The sequence below is a fragment of the Solirubrobacter phytolaccae genome, assembly GCF_027587195.1.
Taxonomy (GTDB): Bacteria; Actinomycetota; Thermoleophilia; order Solirubrobacterales; family Solirubrobacteraceae; genus Solirubrobacter; species Solirubrobacter phytolaccae.
Map to the genome: position 1 here is coordinate 1 of NZ_JAPDDP010000120.1, position 13,430 is coordinate 13,430.

A 13,430-nucleotide genomic window follows, 5' to 3' on the forward strand; every position below is an offset into this window, starting at 1 on the left:
CGCAGGCCCGGCGGCGGGCGCGGCCGGGGCCGCGGCGGTGACCGCCGTCGGCAGCTTCTGCGTCGGCGCCTCGCTGCGGTCGGCGCGCGGCGGCTCGTCCCAGCGGTGGTCAGTCATCGTCGTCGTCCCCGCCGCGGCCCCGACCGCGTCCGCGGCCCGAGTCGTCGTCATCGTCGTCGCCGCCCCGACCGCGACCGCGGCCGTGACCGGAGTCGTCGTCATCGTCGCCGCGCGAGGACGACCGCGCCGGCGCCGGAGCCGGGGCCGCCGTGCGCGGGGCGGGAGCCGCCGGACGGGTGGGCGCGGAGGAGCGCGCCGGGGTCGACGAGCCGCCGCCGCCCGACGAGGACGCCGCAGCAGGCTGGCGATCGCGACGGACCACGTGGATGGTGCGGCGGATCGTCTTCGTCCGCACCTCAGGGGTGGGGGTCGCGGACGGCGTAGCGGCGGCGACGGTCGGCCGCGGCGGCGCGGACGGCAGGGCGACCGCCGCCGCGGCAACGCCACCGAGCGCCGACAACAGGGCGATCGCGACGACGACGGGGGTGCGCAGGCTCATGCCACACACCATCGGCTCCGGTCACCCAAGCGTCCGGTAGGGGCAGGGAAAGGTTTGGCAAAACTTGCGCTGCGAGGGACGCGAGGGGGCGCGAACGGCCACGGCTGATCACACCCGCGGGCGCCGCGTCAAGCAAACTCGCGCTTCGCGGCGAGCCCGCTTGACCCGACGCGGCGGGCGTGATGCGGGCAGGTGAGGAGGGTTCCCCTCACTGAGTGAACGCTCAGGCGTTCACCTCGACTCGATCACGAACGACCAGCCGCGCCCGTGCCGTCGAGGTGATCCGTCAGTTGACCCCCTATAGGGGCGTCAAGTGACGGATGACCCCCACGAGGGTGTTCGTTTCGCTTTCGGCCCTCGCGAATCGCCCGACGGGGAACGCACCGCGTTCCCACAGTCCGGGGAACCCGGCTCATTGGCACAAGAGCGCGCCGGCCGCGACGGGTCAAGCGGGCTCGCCGCGAAGCGCGAGTTCGCTTGACGCGGCGGCAGCGGGTGTGCTCGCCGTTCACGCGGCCGAGCTAGTCATCGCCGCCTCGACCCCTGCCACGCCCCCGCCCGCGCCCTCGCCCGGAGTCGTCGTCCCCGCCGCTCCCAGGCCCGCTGTTGTCGTCGTCCCCCGGCGGAGCCGTGGCCGTCGGCGTCGCCGTGCGGGTCGGCCGCGGCGTCGCGGTCCGCGTCGGCCGCGGCGTCGGAGTCGCGGTCGCGGTCGGCGTCGGTGTTGATGTCGGTGTCGGCGTGACGGTCGCGACTGGCGCCAACCCTTCACCCGCGGTCAGCGGCTCCGACGACAGGCCGACGCTCTGCCCGGACAGCGTGCTCGCCGCCGTGGTCAGCCCCGCGGCGACCACCAACCCGAGCACGGCGGCCAGCGCGACAGCGGCAGTGCGGCGCCAGCCCTTCACGCCGTCGCCTCTGTGACGGGTTCGTGCGGGGTCGTGCCGTCCGCCAAAGGCAGCGTGATCGTCACGACCGCGCCACGGCCGGCGCCGTTCGTCAGGGTGATCGAGCCGTGCCAGCGGGCGGTGAGCTCGCGGGCGATCGGCAGCCCGAGGCCCGTGCCGCGGCGACGGGAGGCGCGGCCGACCACACCCCGGTGGAAGCGGTTGAACACGGTCTCCTCCTCGCCCGGGGTGAGGCCCGGGCCTTCGTCGGTCACGGTCAAGACCCCAGGGCCGACGGCCACCGTGATCGTCTGCCCGGCGGGGCCGTAGTCGATCGCGTTCTCGAGCACCGCGTCCAGCACCCGGTCCAGGTCCGAGGCGGTGGAGCGCACCAGCGACGGCGAGCCGCGGAGCTCGATCACCGCGGCCGGGTAGCGCTCGACCGCCCGCGCCGCTCCGGCGAGCAGGTCGGTGACCGCGTCGGGGGCCCGGGCGGCGCCCGCCTCGCTCAGCACCAGCAGCTCGTTGACCACCGCCGACAGACGGTCGACCTCCTCCAGCGCGCCGTCGAGCTGCTCGCGCGAGCCCGTCGCGGCCGCCTCCTCGATCCGCAGCCGCAACCCCGTCAGCGGCGTCCGGAGTTGATGTGAGGCGTCGGCGACGAAGTCGCGCTGGGCGTCGATCATCCGCTGCACGCGGGCGGTCATCTCGTTGAACGCCTGCCCGACCTCGCGCTGCTCGGCCGAACCTTCGATCTCCACCCGCACGCCCAGATCGCCGTCGCCCGCGCGTCGCGCGGCACCAGCCAACCGCCGCAGCGGCCGCGTGATCGAGGCCGCCAGGAACGCGCCGGCACCCAAACCCAGCGCCAGCACGATCCCGCCGACCAACACCAGGCCGATCGTGGCCGACGACACCGCGCGGTCCACCGCGTCGACGCTCTGGGTGATCCGCACCGCGCCGTCCGGCCGGCCGTCGCGCAGCACGGGCACCGCCGTGGCGAGGATCCGCTCGTCCAAAGTGGCGCTCTCGCGCTCGACCTGCGAAGGCGTACCCCGCAAGGCCGCGGCGATCTCCGGCCGCGAGCCGTACTCGGCACCTTCACCGCCCGGCGACGAGTCCGCGACGACCACCCCGCGCGCGTCCAGCACGAGCACCCGTCCGCGCACCTGCCGCGCGGCGGTCGTCGCCAAGCCCGGCAGATCGGAGGAATCTCCGGCCGTCGCGGCCACGACCTCCGCCTGGGAGACCGCCGCGGTCGCGACCTCGGCCGAGATCCGGTCACGCACCGACCGGACCAAAGGCACGAGCATCGACCCGATCGCCAGCACGAGCACGTAGGCCAGCACCAGCACGATCCGCGCGCGCAGCGTCAGGACGGCCACTCGCCCGGCCCCGTGAAGCGGAAGCCGACGCCGCGCACGGTGTGCACCCAGCGCGGCGCGGCCGCGTCGTCGCCGAGCTTGCCGCGCAGCCAGCCGACGTGCACGTCCAGCGTCTTGGTCGACCCGAACCAGTTCTCGTCCCACACCCGCGCGATCAGGTCCTCGCGGGTGACGACTTCACCGGCGTGCCGCACCAGCTCGGCCAGCAGGTCGAACTCCTTGCGCGACAGCGCGAGCTCCTCGCCGTCCAGGAACGCTCGCCGCGCGCCGGGCTCGACCCGGAGCGGCCCGATCACCACGTCCGAGGCCACGACCGGACGAACCCGCCGCAGTACCGCCCGCATCCGCGCGATCACCTCCGCGCCGCTGAACGGCTTGACCACGTAGTCGTCGGCGCCCAGCTCCAGCCCGACCACCCGCTCGAGCTCCGTCCCACGCGCGGTGAGCATGATGATCGGGACCTCTGAGCCCGAAGCCCGGATCTCCCGCGCCAGGTCCCGCCCGTCGCCGTCCGGGAGCATCAGGTCCAGCAGCACGAGGTCGAAGGCCCCGGTCGAGAACTGCGCCCGCGCGGAGGCCAGCGACTCCGCGACGACCGGCTCGAAGCCCTCCCGCGTCAGCGCGCTGGAGAACGGCCCGGAGATCGAGGGCTCGTCCTCCACGAACAGCACGCGCGGCTTCACGACCGCGATGCTAAGTACCCGTAGGGAAAGAGATCGTTAACGCGGCGGGGACACGAGGCCCGCGTCCACGGCCTTCTTGACGAGCTCGAAGCGCTTGCGGTACGGCGCCGACGCGCCCAGGTCGAACGCGTCGAACAGCGCCCGCATGTGGGTCTTGACGGTGTCGATCGAGACCGTCAGCTCGTCCGCGATCTCCTCGTTGGAGGCCGGGCCGTCCGCCGGCCGGCACAACGCGCCGAGCACGCGCAGCTGGGCGGGCGTCAAGGTCGGAATCGCGACGTTCCCCGCGACCTCGGTGAGCTTGGAGTCCTGCCCCGCCTCCGAGGGATCGTGGAAGCGCAGCCGGGTCGCGCCGACGCGGATGACGTCCAGATGGCGCAGCGTGCGCCGCCCGCCGACCCGCTCCTCGTTGACGAACGTGCCGTTGGTGGAGCGCCCGTCGTCGAGCACGGTCCACATGCCGTCGAGGCACTCGATCGACGTGTGCGAGCGCGAGACCTGCGCGTCCCACGGCAGCGCCAGGCCCGCGGTCGGGGAGCGCCCGACGGTCAGCTGGCCCGCGAGCGCGACGATCTGCTGCACGCCGTCGCCGTCCCGCAGTTCCAGGAAAGGCGCCTCCGCCCGCTCGGCGGCGAGGCGAGCCTGCAGCTCAGCGGGGGACGAGGCGTGACGTTCAGGCCAATCGTGCACCACGCGTCCACTCTACGCGACGCGGACACTTGCCCGCCACTGATTCCTCATCCCCGGGGGTGAACGGACCAACCCCGGGGGCGAGAAGGTTCACCCCGGACGCGGATGGTCCGCACCCCGACCATCGGTCAGTGTCCTGTCCATGGCCGCCCCATCCCTGATCTTCTTCCCGCCGTCCGAGCTCCTCACCCCCGTTCGCGACTTCGCCGCCGAGGCGGAGCTCGAGCGTGTCCGCGCCGCCGCCACGATCGCCCGCGACCGGATCGCCGAGATCAGCGGTGTCCGCGTCCTCGGCCCCGAGGTCAAGAGCGACACGAGCACCGTGCGCCTCGCGATCGACCTGCGCGACACGGGCAAGGACGCCTGGAAGGTGGCCTGCGAGATGGCGGACCGGGGCTTCAAGCTCGACACGGCGTCCAACCGCGTGATCGTCGTGCGCCTGAGCGCGGACGACGTCAAGCAGGCGGCCCATCACCGCCTCGCCAGCGCGTTGCAGATCGCCCTGTGGGCTACGCCGGCGGCTGCTGCGGCGGAGTGAGCGTGTCCGCCAGCACCTGACGGTGCGTCGGGCGGGCCGCCTCGTAGCGCTCGCGCCCCTCGTCCGTCAGGCACACCGCCACGCCGCGCCGGTCCTCGGGACACATGGCGCGGTGCACCAGGCCGTCCTTCTCGAGCCGGCCGACCGTGCGCGACAACGCGCTCTGGCTGAGATGCACTGCAGCGGCCAGCTCCTGCATCCTCGGTCGTTCGCCGCATTCGCACGCGAGCCGCTCGAGCACCTCGAACTCGCTCATGCCCAAGCCGTGGGCACCGAGCGCCTCATCCAGCGCGCAGACCGTGCGCGCATGCCGAGAGAGCAGGTCACGCCACTCAGTCGTCAGCACATCGGAAGGCACACCTAGATCGTACCCGATGCATAGGTTGCACACGCATTAAATGCACATGCATGTATGGTGTCGACCGTGACTTCCTCCTCCCCGAAGTGGGACGCCAAACTCTGGGGCGCCCTGATCCTGCTGTGCGGGATCGTCTTCCTCGACGGCCTCGACGTCTCGATGGTCGGCGTCGCGCTGCCCTCGATCCAGGCCGATCTCGGCCTCACCACCTCCGAGCTGCAGTGGGTCGTCTCGGCCTACGTGCTCGGCCTCGGCGGCCTGCTGCTGCTCGGCGGCCGTGCCGCTGACCTGCTCGGCCGCCGCCGCGTGCTGATCGGCGCGCTCGCGGTCTTCACCGTCGCAAGCCTCGTCGGCGGCCTCGTCGACGACCCCGCGCTGCTGATCGCGGCGCGGTTCATCAAGGGCGCCGCTGCGGCCTTCACCGTGCCCGCCGCGCTGTCCCTGATCACCACGACGTTCACCGAAGGCCCGGCGCGCAACAAGGCGCTGGCGATCTTCAACGCCTTCGGTGCGAGCGGCTTCAGCTTCGGCCTCGTGTTCGGCGGCCTGCTGACCAGCGCCGACTGGCGGCTGACGTTCGTGCTCCCCGTCCCCGTCGCGGCGATCCTGCTCGCGCTGATCCCCCGCTACCTAACGAAGGACCGCCCCTATCTGGGGCCGAAGCGCCGGTACGACCTGCCGGGCGCCGTCCTGCTCACCGCGGGCATGCTCGTGCTCGTCCACGCGCTCGTCGAAGAGCGTGCGGTGGAAGGCGTGATCGCGATCGCGCTGCTCGCCGCGTTCGTGATCATCGAACGCCGCAGCTCGCACCCGCTCGTGCGCCTCGGCATCCTCCGCTCGGGCCCGCTCGTGCGCGCGAACCTCGGCGCAATGGCGCTGTTCGGCGCCTACGTCGGCTTCCAGTTCATCGCGACGCTGTACCTGCAGACGACGCTCGGCTGGAGCGCGCTCGAGACGGCACTGGCCTTCCTCCCCGGCGGCCTGCTCGTCGCGTCGGGCGCCCCGCGCATGGGCACCGTGATCAGCCGCTACGGCACGACGAAGCCGATCCTCGCCTCGACGGTCGCCTTCGCCGCCGGCTACGCGCTCTTCCTCCCCGTGGACGCGACGCCGTACTTCGTCACGTTCCTCCCGGTGATGCTCCTCGTCGGCCTCGGCTTCACGCTCGGCTACGCGGCCCTCAACGTCCAGGCCACGTCCGGCGTCGCCGATCACGAGCAGGGCCTCGCGGCCGGGCTCGTGCAGACGTCCTTCCAGATGGGCGGGGCGATCGTGCTCGCGGCGGTCACCAGCGTCGTGAGCGCCGGCACCACCGGCGACTATCGCGCGGCGGTGGGCGTCGTGCTCGGCGTCGCGGTCGTCAGCATCGCGCTGGCGCTCGTCGGCGTCGCCCGTCCGCAGACGGAGGAGGCGTACGCGCTAGATCCAGCCTAGGCGGCGCGCGATGGCGACGGCCTCGTGGCGGTTGGACGCCCCGAGCTTGTTCATCGCGTTCGAGAGGTAGTTGCGCACCGTGCCCGGCGAGAGCGACGCGCGGTCGGCGATCTCGTCGACCGGCGCGCCGCTCGCGGCCAGCTCCAGGACGTCGGCCTCACGCGGCGTGAGCGGGCTGTCGCCGGCGGCGATCGCCTCGGCCGCCAGCTCGGGGTCCACGTGGCGGCCGCCCGCGTGCACGGTGCGGACGACCGAGGCCAGCGTCGCGGCGGACGTCGTCTTCGGCAGGAACCCCTGCACGCCGGCCGAGAGCGCGCGCTTGAGGTGACCCGGCCGGCCGTGGCTCGTGACGATCACGCAACCGCAGCCCGGCAACCGCGAGGTCAGCTGCTCGGCCACCGCGATCCCGTCGAGCCCCGGCATCTGCAGGTCGAGCACGGCCACGTCGACCGCGTGCTGGACCGCCAGCTCCACCGCGACGTCACCCGAAGCCGCCTCCGCGACGACGCTGAGGTCGTCCTCGAGGTCGAGCATCTGCGCGAGCGCGGTGCGGATGAGGTGCTCGTCGTCGGCGAGCAGGATGCGGATCATGGGATCTCCCGACGGGTTGCACTCAACGGCCCGGTACCTGGCAAGTGGGCGATCACGACCCAGTGGTCGTCGTCCTCCGGCCCCGCCTCCAACGTGGCGCCGAGCGGCGCGAGCCGCTCCCGCAGGCTACGCAGGCCGGAGCCATCCTGGCCGTCCGACGGCTGCGCGCCGTCATTCTCGACGCGCAGCACCCCGTCCGTGTACGTGATCCGGACGCAGGTCGCGTGGGAGTGCCGGAGCACGTTCGTGACCGCCTCGCGCACGACCCAGCCGGCCGCCTCGTGCCAGGCGCGGGGCAGCACCCCGTCGCCGAGCCGCACGTCGATGCCCGCCGACCGCAGCAGCGAGCGCGCGCCCTCCAGCTCGTTGTCGAAGTTCGTGGCGCGGTAGCCGCGGGCGAGCTCGCGCGCCTCCCGGAGCGCCTCGTGGGCGACCGCGCGCACCTCCAGCATCCGCTCGGCGGCGCGCTCGTCCCCGCGTGAGGCGAGGGTCGCGGCGAGCTCGGCCTGGACGGCGATCGTCGAGAGCCGGCGCCCGAGCACGTCGTGCACGTCGCGCGAGAAGCGCAGCCGCTCCTCGACCACCGCCAGCTCGGCCTTGACCTGGCTGGCCTCGTCGAGGTCCATGACGATCCCGAGCATCCACAGCGACGCGCGCACCGTGAACACGAAGAAGCCGGCGATCAGCAGCCCGACGGCGGCGGCGACCAGCGTGCCGTCGGTGAGCCCGTAGAGCAGCGCCGAGGCCAGCAGCAGCGCCACGATGATCCGCCGGCCGGGCTGCAAAGAGAGCACCATCACGAGGCCAGCGACGACCGTGAAGACGGCGGCGCCCTGGCCCGTGTCCGGCAACGACGTCTCCGCGAACACGATCACCGCGGCGCTCACGACCGCGAGCGGGCCGAGCCGGCGCCACGACGGCGGCGGGACGTCCGGCCAGCGGCGGACGGACGGCAGGAAGGCCGCGAACGCGAACGCGCTCACGGCCAGCCCACCACCCAGCAGCGCCGCCGCCTCCGCCGTGTCGTCGAGGTCCAGCGCCGCGGGCAGCACCACCGAGACGTTGAACAGCCACAGGAGCACGTACAGCGACTGGCGCGTGTAGAGCCCGACGCGCTCGACGCGCGTGAGCTCCGACCAGCGCCGCCGGCCCCTGAGGTTCAGGACCGGGGCTCCCACCGCATCGACCGCTTCGCGAGCGAGATCGCGACGAACGTCCACGCGACGATCACGAGCAGCGGCTCGGCGGCCACGCTCCAGGTCTCCGCGAAGTCCAGCGTCGTCTTGGTGGCGTCCGGGCCGTCGAGCCCGAACCAGCCGATCCGCACCATCTCGCTCATCGCGGAGCCCGGCGTGAACTCGGCGAGGTCGCGCAGCACGTCCGGGAGGCCGGAGATCGAGGTGAACAGCGGTCCGAAGGAGACGATCAGGATGATCGGGAGGCTAGTGAGCTGCGCCGACTCGGCGCTCTTGGTCCACGCCGCCGTCCAGAACGCGAAGGCGGAGAGCATCACGACCGTGAACACCGCGCCGGCCACGTACAGCAGCACGTTGACGGGCAGCTCCTGGCCGAACGCGACGGCGACCGGGATGGCGACCAGCGAGACTCCGAGCGCGCTGGCGATGCCCGGGAGCGCGATGCTGGCGACCAGCTCCGAGTCCCGCACCTCGCCGGTGCGCATGCGCTTGAGCACGAGCTCGTCGCGCCGGTTCACGAACTGGGCGAGCACGTTGTAGTAGACGGGGAAGAGGCCGGCGACCAGGAAGAGCGTCGTGATGGCGCTGGCGCCCGCGGTCTCGGAGCCACGGTCGCCGGTGAGCAGCAACAGCAGCGGCAGGAGCGGCATGACGACCGCATAGACGAACGCCAGCCGGTTGCGGGTGAGCAGCACCAGGTTCCAGCGCGCGAGGTGCGCGGTGCGCTTGATCGAGAGGTCCATTAGAGGCTCCCTACTTCGAGGGGGGACGGGTCAGGATCGCGGCCGTCAGCGATCGCGAGGAACACGCTCTCGAGGCTCGGGCTGCGCGCGTCGAGGTCCTCGAGGCGGACCTCGTTGTGCTGCGCCCAGGCCATCAGCTCGGTGAGCGAGTCCTGCAGCGCGCTCGTCTCGAGCGTCGTGCGGTTGTGCTCGTGAATGACGCGACGGACGCCGAGGAGGTCTTCCGGCACGTCAGGGCGAGGCGCGAAGCTGATCGTCGACGGATGGCCCTTGGCGATCTCGGTCGGCGTGCCCGAGCGCACGATCTGCCCGGCGTGCATGATCTCGAGGCGGTCGGCGAGCGTCTCCGCCTCCTCGAGGTAGTGGGTGGTGATGAGGACGGTGGCGCCGCGCTCACGGAGGCCGTCGACAAGTCGCCAGACCTCGCGCCGGCTTTCAGGGTCGAGGCCCGTGGTCGGCTCGTCGAGGATGACGAGCTCCGGGTCGCCCATCAGGGCGCTGGCGAGGTCGACGCGGCGGGTCTCGCCGCCCGACAGCGCGAGCATGCGCACGTCGGCGCGATCCTCGAGCGAGAGCAGGCCGAGCATCTCGTCGACCGGGCGCGGGTTGGTGAGCGTCCCGCTCCACTGGCGGAGCGTCTCGCGGACCGTCAGATCGCCGGAGAACCCGCTGCGCTGCAGCAGGACGCCGGTGCGGCGGCGGATCTCCGCGCGGTCGCTGACGGGATGCAGCCCGAGGACGCTGACCTCACCCGCCGAGGCGGGCGCAAGGCCTTCGAGCACCTCGAGCGTGGAGGTCTTGCCGGCGCCGTTGGTGCCGAGCAGCGCGGTGATCGAGCCGGCGGGCACGTCGAGGTCGACGCCGCGCACTGCCTCGTACGCGTCGTGCCCCGTCCCGTAGGTCCGACGCAGTCCGCGCACGCGCACCGCCGGCTTGGAACCTGAGTCGTTGTTCATACCTCCAAGGTCGCGCGGACCCCGGAGCGGCGGTAGTGGGGCCGATCACCAATCCGCCATGACAAAAGTCATGACGGACGTTTGACGTGCTTGATGGGGATGAGCGAGGTGCCGGGCGCGGCCTCGTAGCGCACGATCTCGGCCTTGACCGACTCGCGCTTCTCCTCCAGGCGCGCGATCTCCTCCTGCAGCTGCTCGGCGCGCCGCTCGAGGATGTTGACCTTGCGCTGCATCCGATCGAGCGCCTCTTCGAGCTCGAAGACCTTCTCGACGCCGGCGAGGTTCATGCCCCACTCGGTCGTCATCTCCTGGATCTTGCGGAGGCGCTCGACGTCGGCCTGCGAGTACAGGCGCGTGCCCTTCGGCGAGCGCTTGGGCTCGATGAGGCCACGCGCCTCGTACATGCGCAAGGTCTGCGGGTGCATCTCGGCCAGCTCGGCGGCGACGGAGATCATGAACACGCCGCGGTCGTGCTCGACGCGCGCGGTGATGCGGGTGCGCCGAACGCTCATCAGCTCGCTCCGGCCGCCCGCAGGATCCGCTCGCGCGGGTTGCCGTTCATGACCTTGGAGAGCTGCTCGACCGCGGCCTTCTGCTCCTCGTTGAGCGACGACGGCAGCTCGATCACGAACCGGTAGTGCAGGTCGCCGTTGCCCTTGCCGCCGAGGACGGGCGCGCCCTCGCCGCGCAGGCGCTGGACCGTGCCGTGCTTGGTGCCCGGCGCGACGCGCAGCTTCTTCGTGCCGTGCAGCGTCGGGACCTCGACCTCGGCGCCGGCCAGCGCCTCGGCGACGGTGATCGGCACCTCGACCTCGAGGTGGTCGCCCTTGGGCTTGAAGACGTCGGACTCCGTGACGTGGGTCACCACGTACAGGTCGCCCGCCGGGCCGCCGCGCAGCCCCGCCTCGCCCTTGCCGGCGAGCCGGATCCGCGAGCCCTCGCGCACGCCCTTGGGGATGTTGACCCGGTAGCGCTTCATCTCGCGCAGCCGGCCCTCGCCCCCGCAGGTGCCGCACGGGTCCTCGATGACCGTGCCCGTGCCGTTGCAGCGCGAGCACGGGCGGGTGACGGAGAAGACGCCCTGGCCCTGCGCCTCGACGCCTCGGCCGCTGCAGACCGGGCAGACCTTCGGCGAGGTGCCCGGCCGCGCGCCCGAGCCGCGGCACGTCGTGCACGCGGCGTGGGTGGCGACCGAGACCGGCACCTGCGCGCCGGTCAGCGCCTGCTCGAACGACAGGGTGACCGCCGTCTCGAGGTCCTTGCCGCGCTCCGTCGCCGGCTTCGTGCGCGTGGTGCGCCCGCCGCCGGTGTTGAAGATGCCCGACAGGATGTCCGAGAACGAGCCGAAGTCGCCCGCGCCGGCGCCGCCGCCTCCGGAGGCCCCGCCGCCGAACGGCGACTGGGCACCGCCGAACACGGAGCCGCCGCGGTCGTACTTCTTGCGCTTGTCGGGATCCCCGAGGGTGTCGTAGGCCTCGGAGATCGCCTTGAAGCGCTCCTCGGCCCCCGCGTCCTTGTTCGTGTCCGGGTGGTACTGGCGGGCGAGCTTGCGGTACGCCTTCTTGATGTCCTCCTGGGAGGCCTTCTTGTCGACCCCCAGGGTCTTGTAGTGGTCGGTACCGCGCGCGGCCATCGCTACTGCACCACCACCACGCGCGCCGGCCTCAGGACGGCGCCGTTGATGCGGTAGCCGGACTGGTAGACCTCGGCGACGGTGCCGGGCTCGGCGCCCTCGACGGGGGTCTGGGCCATCGCCTCGTGCTCGTTGGGGTCGAACACCTCGCCCTGCGGCGAGAACGACTGGATGCCGACGCGCCCGAGGGCCGCCTGCAGCTCGCCCGCGACCATCGCGAAGCCCTTCACCACGTCCTCGTGGCCCTCGGCGGCCTTCAAGGCCAGCTCGAGGTGGTCCAGCGCGGGCAGCAGCTCCTTGGCGAGCTTGGCCACGCCGCGGTCACCCGCGGCGGCGTTCTCGCGCGCCATCCGCTTGCGGTAGTTGTCGAAGTCGGCCTGCGCACGCTGCGCGAGCCCGAGGTACTTGTCGCGCTCGGCGGTGAGCGTCTCGAACTCGGTCGGGACGGCCTTGACCTCGGACGGCGCGGGCGGAGCCTCGGCGTCGGAGAAGGACGTCTCGCCCGCGCCGGAGGCCGCCGGGTCTGGCGGCGCGGCCGCGGAGAAGTCCTCCGCGGCCTCGACGTTGACGTGCTCGTCCGTCATTACTTCTGCTCGTCCACGACCTCGGCGTCGACGACCTCCTCCTCGGAGGCGTCGGCCGATGCGTTGCCATTGCTGGTCGCGTTGCCGTTGTTGTCCTCCGGCGCGCCCGTGTCCTGCTGCTGCGCCTGGGCGCGCTCGTACATGGCCTCGGACACGCGGTGGAACGCGGACTGCAGGCGGTCGGTCTTGGCCTTGATGTCCTCGGCGTCCTCGCCCTTGAGGGCCTCGTTGAGGTCCTTGACCGCGTCCTCGATCTCCGCCTTGGAGGCCGAGTCCACCTGCTCGCCCAGGTCCTTGAGCTGCTTGGTCGCGTTGTAGGCGGCGGACTCGCCGGCGTTGCGGGCCTCGGCCAGCTCACGCAGGCGCTTGTCGTCGTCCGCGTGCGACTCGGCGTCGGACACCATGCGCTTGATCTCGTCGTCGCTCAGGCCCGAGCCCGACTTGATCTCGATCTTCTGCTCCTTGCCCGTGCCGAGGTCCTTCGCCGAGACCTTCACGATGCCGTTGGCGTCGATGTCGAAGCCGACCTCGATCTGCGGGATGCCGCGCGGCGCGGGCGGGATGCCCGTCAGCTGGAACTTGCCGAGCGACTTGTTGTAGGTCGCCATCTCGCGCTCGCCCTGCAGCACGTGGATCTCCACGGACGGCTGGTTGTCCTCAGCCGTCGAGAAGACCTCGGACTTGCGGGTCGGGATCGTCGTGTTGCGCTCGATGAGCTTGGTCATCACGCCGCCCTTGGTCTCGATGCCGAGGGTGAGCGGGGTGACGTCGAGCAGCAGGACGTCCTTGACCTCGCCGCCGAGCACGCCGGCCTGGATGGCGGCGCCGACGGCCACGACCTCGTCGGGGTTGACGCCGCGGTGCGGCTCCTTGCCCGTGAGCTCCTTGACCTTCTCCTGGACGGCGGGCATGCGCGTCATGCCGCCGACCATCACGACGTGGTCGATCTCCTTGACGCCCTTGTCCTTGGCGTCGTCCAGGGCCTGGCGGACCGGGCCGACGACGCGCTCGATGAGCGAGCCGGCCAGCTCGTTGAGCTTGGCGCGCGTGAGGCGGACGTCCAGGTGCTTCGGGCCGGAGGCGTCGGCCGTGATGAACGGCAGGTTGATCTGCGTCTCCTGGGCGGAGGACAACTCGATCTTGGCCTTCTCGGACGCCTCGTACAGGCGCTGGAGGGCCATCTTGTCGGCGGTCAG

Annotated in this window: 16 protein-coding genes; 3 read left to right on the plus strand and 13 right to left on the minus strand. The window is 72.2% G+C overall.

Translation table 11 applies throughout. The annotated features are described in order from the left end of the window. Positions 1-109: 109 nt before the first annotated feature. Complete coding sequence (locus OJ997_RS34750) at positions 110-559, minus strand: hypothetical protein (protein ID WP_270030034.1); 450 nt, start codon at positions 557-559, stop codon at positions 110-112. A gap of 630 nt (positions 560-1,189) precedes the next feature. Here OJ997_RS34750 and OJ997_RS34755 point away from each other — a divergent pair. Next, on the plus strand, positions 1,190-1,480 hold the full coding sequence (locus tag OJ997_RS34755) for a hypothetical protein (protein ID WP_270030035.1): 291 nt from the start codon (positions 1,190-1,192) through the stop codon (positions 1,478-1,480). On the opposite strand, the gene OJ997_RS34760 is transcribed toward OJ997_RS34755, so the two are convergent. From OJ997_RS34760 to OJ997_RS34770, 3 genes are read right to left on the minus strand one after another with little or no spacing between them, the layout of a single operon-like run. After that, positions 1,461-2,828: a sensor histidine kinase gene (locus tag OJ997_RS34760; protein WP_270030036.1), complete on the minus strand. Its 1,368-nt coding sequence runs from the start codon at positions 2,826-2,828 to the stop codon at positions 1,461-1,463. The genes OJ997_RS34755 and OJ997_RS34760 overlap by 20 nt on opposite strands. Then, entirely contained in the window at positions 2,816-3,511 is a 696-nt protein-coding gene (locus OJ997_RS34765; protein WP_270030037.1) for a response regulator transcription factor, read from the minus strand. The genes OJ997_RS34760 and OJ997_RS34765 overlap by 13 nt, the downstream gene beginning before the upstream one ends. A 36-nt stretch (positions 3,512-3,547) precedes the next feature. Beyond that, positions 3,548-4,201, minus strand: a complete 654-nt coding sequence (locus OJ997_RS34770; protein WP_270030038.1) for an FHA domain-containing protein — start codon at positions 4,199-4,201, stop codon at positions 3,548-3,550. A gap of 142 nt (positions 4,202-4,343) precedes the next feature. On the opposite strand from OJ997_RS34770, the gene OJ997_RS34775 reads away from it, so the two are divergent. Next, positions 4,344-4,739 (plus strand): hypothetical protein, encoded by a 396-nt coding sequence (locus OJ997_RS34775; RefSeq protein WP_270030039.1) that lies wholly within the window; start codon positions 4,344-4,346, stop codon positions 4,737-4,739. Here OJ997_RS34775 and OJ997_RS34780 read toward each other — a convergent pair. Continuing rightward, positions 4,711-5,097, minus strand: coding sequence for a MarR family winged helix-turn-helix transcriptional regulator (locus tag OJ997_RS34780; RefSeq protein WP_270030040.1), 387 nt, complete (start codon positions 5,095-5,097; stop codon positions 4,711-4,713). The two genes, OJ997_RS34775 and OJ997_RS34780, sit on opposite strands and share 29 nt — an antisense overlap. A 54-nt stretch (positions 5,098-5,151) precedes the next feature. Between OJ997_RS34780 and OJ997_RS34785 the strand changes: the two genes are divergently transcribed. Next, the gene (locus OJ997_RS34785) at positions 5,152-6,531 is read left to right on the plus strand and encodes an MFS transporter (protein WP_272600627.1); all 1,380 of its coding nucleotides are present in this window, start codon (positions 5,152-5,154) and stop codon (positions 6,529-6,531) included. Here the strand turns inward: OJ997_RS34785 and OJ997_RS34790 are convergent. The 8 genes from OJ997_RS34790 to OJ997_RS34825 form a co-directional block, all read right to left on the minus strand. Continuing rightward, positions 6,517-7,122 carry a response regulator transcription factor gene (locus tag OJ997_RS34790; protein WP_270030042.1) on the minus strand — a complete coding sequence of 202 codons (606 nt, stop codon included), beginning with the start codon at positions 7,120-7,122 and terminating at the stop codon, positions 6,517-6,519. The genes OJ997_RS34785 and OJ997_RS34790 overlap by 15 nt on opposite strands. Beyond that, positions 7,119-8,300 (minus strand): sensor histidine kinase, encoded by a 1,182-nt coding sequence (locus tag OJ997_RS37995; RefSeq protein WP_270030043.1) that lies wholly within the window; start codon positions 8,298-8,300, stop codon positions 7,119-7,121. The genes OJ997_RS34790 and OJ997_RS37995 overlap by 4 nt, the downstream gene beginning before the upstream one ends. Then, on the minus strand, positions 8,282-9,061 hold the full coding sequence (locus tag OJ997_RS34800) for an ABC transporter permease (protein WP_270030044.1): 780 nt from the start codon (positions 9,059-9,061) through the stop codon (positions 8,282-8,284). Before OJ997_RS34800 ends, OJ997_RS37995 begins: the two co-directional genes overlap by 19 nt. Then, positions 9,061-10,017, minus strand: coding sequence for an ABC transporter ATP-binding protein (locus tag OJ997_RS34805; protein WP_270030045.1), 957 nt, complete (start codon positions 10,015-10,017; stop codon positions 9,061-9,063). The genes OJ997_RS34800 and OJ997_RS34805 overlap by 1 nt, the downstream gene beginning before the upstream one ends. A gap of 68 nt (positions 10,018-10,085) precedes the next feature. Then, on the minus strand, positions 10,086-10,529 hold the full coding sequence (locus OJ997_RS34810) for a heat shock protein transcriptional repressor HspR (RefSeq protein WP_270030046.1): 444 nt from the start codon (positions 10,527-10,529) through the stop codon (positions 10,086-10,088). Continuing rightward, positions 10,529-11,650, minus strand: a complete 1,122-nt coding sequence (gene dnaJ, locus OJ997_RS34815; RefSeq protein ID WP_270030047.1) for a molecular chaperone DnaJ — start codon at positions 11,648-11,650, stop codon at positions 10,529-10,531. Before dnaJ ends, OJ997_RS34810 begins: the two co-directional genes overlap by 1 nt. Positions 11,651-11,652: 2 nt before the next feature. Then, entirely contained in the window at positions 11,653-12,234 is a 582-nt protein-coding gene (locus OJ997_RS34820; protein WP_270030048.1) for a nucleotide exchange factor GrpE, read from the minus strand. Beyond that, the coding region (locus OJ997_RS34825; RefSeq protein WP_270030049.1) for an Hsp70 family protein at positions 12,234-13,430 on the minus strand (1,197 nt) is incomplete at its 5' end. The genes OJ997_RS34820 and OJ997_RS34825, both read right to left, overlap by 1 nt.

Excerpts from the sequence above, each read along its gene's own strand:
- OJ997_RS34785 (WP_272600627.1), top strand. The coding sequence starts at position 5,152 with ATGGTGTCGACCGTGACTTCCTCCTCCCCGAAGTGGGACGCCAAACTC.
- OJ997_RS34790 (WP_270030042.1), bottom strand. The coding sequence starts at position 7,122 with ATGATCCGCATCCTGCTCGCCGACGACGAGCACCTCATCCGCACCGCG.
- dnaJ (WP_270030047.1), bottom strand. The coding sequence starts at position 11,650 with ATGGCCGCGCGCGGTACCGACCACTACAAGACCCTGGGGGTCGACAAG.
- OJ997_RS34750 (WP_270030034.1), bottom strand. The coding sequence starts at position 559 with ATGAGCCTGCGCACCCCCGTCGTCGTCGCGATCGCCCTGTTGTCGGCG.
- OJ997_RS34810 (WP_270030046.1), bottom strand. The coding sequence starts at position 10,529 with ATGAGCGTTCGGCGCACCCGCATCACCGCGCGCGTCGAGCACGACCGC.
- OJ997_RS34805 (WP_270030045.1), bottom strand. The coding sequence starts at position 10,017 with ATGAACAACGACTCAGGTTCCAAGCCGGCGGTGCGCGTGCGCGGACTG.
- OJ997_RS34820 (WP_270030048.1), bottom strand. The coding sequence starts at position 12,234 with ATGACGGACGAGCACGTCAACGTCGAGGCCGCGGAGGACTTCTCCGCG.
- OJ997_RS34775 (WP_270030039.1), top strand. The coding sequence starts at position 4,344 with ATGGCCGCCCCATCCCTGATCTTCTTCCCGCCGTCCGAGCTCCTCACC.
- OJ997_RS34800 (WP_270030044.1), bottom strand. The coding sequence starts at position 9,061 with ATGGACCTCTCGATCAAGCGCACCGCGCACCTCGCGCGCTGGAACCTG.